The 4,171-nt window shown below is 63.0% G+C and carries 5 protein-coding genes; all 5 read left to right on the top strand.

The features are described from left to right. Positions 1-335, top strand: a 335-nt coding sequence (gene sucC / locus O2807_12865) for a succinate--CoA ligase subunit beta (GenBank protein MDA1001391.1), incomplete at its 5' end; no start/stop codon positions are given. 13 nt (positions 336-348) lie between these two features. Continuing rightward, entirely contained in the window at positions 349-1,245 is an 897-nt protein-coding gene (gene sucD, locus O2807_12860) for a succinate--CoA ligase subunit alpha (protein ID MDA1001390.1), read from the top strand. A 28-nt stretch (positions 1,246-1,273) separates the two neighbouring features. Then, positions 1,274-1,687, top strand: coding sequence for a nucleoside-diphosphate kinase (gene ndk, locus O2807_12855; protein ID MDA1001389.1), 414 nt, complete (start codon positions 1,274-1,276; stop codon positions 1,685-1,687). Between the two features lie 25 nt (positions 1,688-1,712). Then, positions 1,713-2,492 (top strand): SDR family NAD(P)-dependent oxidoreductase, encoded by a 780-nt coding sequence (locus tag O2807_12850; GenBank protein ID MDA1001388.1) that lies wholly within the window; start codon positions 1,713-1,715, stop codon positions 2,490-2,492. A gap of 160 nt (positions 2,493-2,652) precedes the next feature. After that, the coding region (locus O2807_12845; GenBank protein MDA1001387.1) for an excinuclease ABC subunit UvrA at positions 2,653-4,171 on the top strand (1,519 nt) is incomplete at its 3' end.

Below are 4,171 nucleotides of genomic sequence, written 5' to 3'. Positions count from 1 at the left end.
AGCTCACCGGCTCCTCGCCCGCGAACTTTCTTGATGTCGGTGGGGGCGCGAACCGGGAAATGGTCGAGAACGCCTTCCGCATCCTGATGAGCGATAAGGCGGTGAAGGCCGTTTTCATCAACATTTTCGGCGGTATCCTCCGCTGCGATGTACTCGCGGAGGGTGTCGTTGAGGCGGTAAAAACCGTGCGCGTGGACGTTCCCATCATCATCCGGATGGAGGGGACCAACGTCGAGAAGGGCCGGGAAATTCTTAAAAACTCCGGTCTCGACTTCACCGTGGGCAACGGGATGGCCGACGCCGCCGAAAAGGTGGTGGCGGCCCTGAAGCGGTAGAGGGAGAGAGGTTGTGAGCATACTCATCAACAAAGAGACCCGCATTCTCGTTCAGGGCATCACCGGCCGCGAGGGCGGTTTTCACGCGTCGCAGTGCCAGAAGTACAGCCTGGAATTTGCCGACGGCGGCGGCGCCGTTGTCGCAGGCGTGACCCCCGGCAAGGGAGGCCAGGATGTCGAAGGCGTTCCGGTTTTCAATTCGGTGGACGAGGCCGTCCGCGAAACGGGCGCCAATGCCTCGCTTATCTTTGTCCCGCCCTCCTTTGCGGCGGACGCCATCGTGGAAGCGCTCGACGCGGATGTTCCCGTGATTGTTTGCATCACCGAGGGAATTCCGGTGCGCGACATGGTGTATGTCCACCGCCACCGGCAGGGGAAGAGCAGCGTGCTCATCGGGCCGAACTGCCCCGGCGTCATCAGCCCCGAGGAGTGCAAGATGGGCATCATGCCGGGGCACATCCACAAGAAGGGCTCCATCGGCGTCATCTCCAAGAGCGGCACCCTGACGTATGAAGTGGTTGCCCAGCTCACCGAGGTGGGTCTCGGCCAGACGACCTGTGTCGGCATCGGCGGCGACCCCATCATCGGGACGATGTACATTCCGCTCCTCGAGATGTTTGAAAACGACCCCGAGACCGAGGCCATCGTCATGATCGGCGAGATTGGCGGGACGGCCGAGCAGGATGCCGCCCGTTGGGCGAAGGACAACGTCAGCAAACCGATGGTCGGCTTCATCGCCGGCCAGACGGCCCCGCCGGGGCGCCGGATGGGCCATGCCGGGGCGATCATCTCCGGTGGCGAGGGAACGGCTGCGGAGAAGATGCGGGTGATGGATGAGTGTGGCATTCACGTGACAAAAAGCCCGGCCGACATGGGCAAAACGATGGCGAAGACCCTCGGGCGCGCCTGAGCCGGGAGAGAAAAGGAGAAGCGGCAAGATGGAACGTACGTTTGCGATGGTCAAGCCGGATGCCACCGGGCGCGGGCTGGCCGGGAAGATTCTTTCGCGGATTGAAAAGGAAGGTTTCCGGATTCTGGCCATGCGCCTGGTGCGGATGACGAAGGCCGAGGCGGAGGGCTTTTACGCCGTCCACCGCGAGCGTCCTTTTTTCGGCGACCTGACCGCCTTCATGTCCTCGGGGGCGACGGTTGTGCTGGCGCTCGAGCGCGAGAACGCCATCAAGCACTGGCGCGACGTGATGGGGGCGACGAACCCCGCGGATGCGGCCGAGGGAACCCTTCGCAAGGAGTTCGCCGAGAGCATCGAGCGCAACTCGACTCACGGCTCGGATGCGCCCGAGACGGCGGCGTTTGAACTTTCCTACTGGTTTCCCGGCGTCGATCTCGGATAAGCGGATTTTCCTGGAGGCAATAAACATGCGCTTGAAGGATAAGGTGGCGATTGTGACCGGCGCGAGCCAGGGAATCGGTCAGGTCATCGCCCTCACGATGGCCCGCGAGGGAGCAAAGGTGGTGCTGGCCGCCCGGAACGAGAAAAATCTTCAGGGAACGGCAAAAAAAATCGCCTCCCTCGGCGCGTCGTATATTATCGTGCCGACCGACATCACGGATGAGGCTTCGGTCAAGAACATGGTGGACAAGGCCCTCGGCGAGTGGGGGACCATCGACATCCTGGTGAACAACTCCGGCGTGGCCGGCCCGATGATGTCGATGGAAGATGTCCCCCGCGAGGATTGGGACGCGTGCTTCGCCGTCAACGTGACGGGGATGTTTCTCGCCTGCAAGTACACGATCCCGATCATGAAAAAGAACCGCTCGGGGCGGATCATCAACATCAGCTCGATGAGCGGCAAGCGGCCCCTCGAGACGCGCTCGGCCTACACGTCATCGAAGATGGCGGTCATCGGCCTCACGCGGACGCTTGCCTTTGAGGTGGGCTCCTACGGCGTCACGGTGAACACGGTTTGCCCGGGTGCTACGGAGGGCGAGCGCATCCGCCGCGTGGTGGAGAACGAGGCCAAGGCGAAGAACATCTCGCTCGAGGAGGCCGAGGCCGTCTTCACCGGCGGGGCGGCGCTCAAACGCTTCGTCCAGCCCGAGGACGTGGCCTCCGCCTGCGTCTTTTTGTGCTCGGAGGAAGGCAGGAACATGACCGGCCAGGACATCAACGTGACGGCGGGTCTTTGCTGGTACTAGATTCTCCACCCGATAAGACTTTCCTTCCCATCCGGCCCGGCGCTCCGCGGCCAAGTTTCTTTTTTTTTGCGCTTCGGAGCCTGCCGCCCTTCGTGATATGTTAACAGGTTAAATGCTTGTCCTTCTGCGCGCTGCGCAGGGGATTCCGCCGGAGAGAAAAATGGGTCCCACGAACGGCCGGGTGCGGCGTGAGCGCAAGATCGTCATCCGTGGTGCGCGCGAGCACAACCTCAAAGATCTCAATCTCGACATTCCACGCGACAAGCTGATCGTCTTCACCGGACTCAGCGGCTCGGGGAAGAGCAGCCTCGCCTTCGACACCCTCTACGGCGAGGGCCAGCGGCGCTACATCGAGTCCCTCTCGGCCTACGCCCGGCAATTCATGGATCAGATTGATAAGCCCGATGTGGACTCCATCGAGGGCCTCTCGCCCACCATCGCCATCGAGCAAAAGACCGTCGGCAAGAACCCGCGCTCGACCGTGGGGACGGTGACCGAGATTTACGACCACATGCGGCTTCTCTACGCCCGGGCCGGGGTGCCGCACTGCCCCTCCTGCGGCCAGGAGATGAACGCCCTCACCGTGCCGCAAATGGTTGAGCGGGCGATGGTCCTCGGGACGGGGACGAATCTGCAGATTCTCGCCCCTCTCGTGCGCGGCCGGAAGGGGGTCTACCGCAAGGAGCTCGAGGATCTGGAAAAGAAGGGCTACACCCGCGTCCGCGTGGACGGGAGAATGTACGAGATCGGGGCAGAGATCGTTCTGGCCCGCCACATGAAGCACAACATCGAGGTGGTGATCGACCGCCTGCTCATCAAGCCGGGCATCGAGCGGCGCCTCGCCGATTCGATCGAGACCGCGCTGATGATGTCCAAGGGACTCGTCACCTTTCAAGAAGAGGGCGGCCCCGAATTTCTCTTCAGCCAGGAGTTCACCTGCGTTGCGTGCGGGGTGACCATCCCCGAGATGGCGCCGCGCATCTTCTCCTTCAACAGCCCCTACGGCGCCTGTCCCGAATGCACCGGCCTTGGCACCAAGCTGGTTGTCGATCCCGAGCTCGTGATCCCAGACCGCGATCTCACCCTCTCCCAGGGCGCGATCTACCCTTGGGCGCACGCCGGAACGTCCACCCCTTGGTACGGCTCCATCCTCGAGGCCGTCGCCAGTAAGCACGGCATTCCCATGGACAAGCCGGTGAAGTCGCTGAAGAAGGAGCAGGTCGATCTCCTGCTCCACGGCGCCGGCACCGAAGCCGTCATGGTCCGCCACCGCTCTCGCCACCACCACGACCGCGTCTGGGAGTTCCAGGAGAATTTCGAAGGCGTCATCCAGAACATGGAGCGCCGCTACCAGAAGACCGAGTCCGAGTACATGCGCGCTGAGATCGAGCGCTACATGACGTCGCAGCCCTGCCTGCGCTGCGAGGGAAAGCGCCTTAAGCCAGAGGCGTTGTCGGTGCTCATCGGCGGTCGCCATATCATGGCCGTCACCGGCATGTCCGTCGCCGCCGCCTGGGACTGGGCCACCGGCTTGGCCGGCGCGAACGGCGCCGCTCCCATCCTCAGCCCTCGCGACCAGACAATCGCCAGCCAGATCCTGAAGGAGATTCAGGGGCGCCTAAAATTCCTTCTCGACATCGGCCTCGAATACATCACCCTCGATCGCACCGCCGGCACCC

It is taken from the genome of bacterium (assembly GCA_027622355.1).
Lineage (GTDB): Bacteria > UBA8248 > UBA8248 > UBA8248 > UBA8248 > JAQBZT01.
The sequence above is the reverse complement of the archived record's forward strand: the minus strand, read 5'-3'. Positions and strand labels throughout refer to the sequence as shown.

What these genes read in the sequence shown, in the direction of transcription:
- ndk (MDA1001389.1), top strand. Translation starts at nt 1,274, where the DNA reads ATGGAACGTACGTTTGCGATGGTCAAGCCGGATGCCACCGGGCGCGGG.
- O2807_12850 (MDA1001388.1), top strand. Translation starts at nt 1,713, where the DNA reads ATGCGCTTGAAGGATAAGGTGGCGATTGTGACCGGCGCGAGCCAGGGA.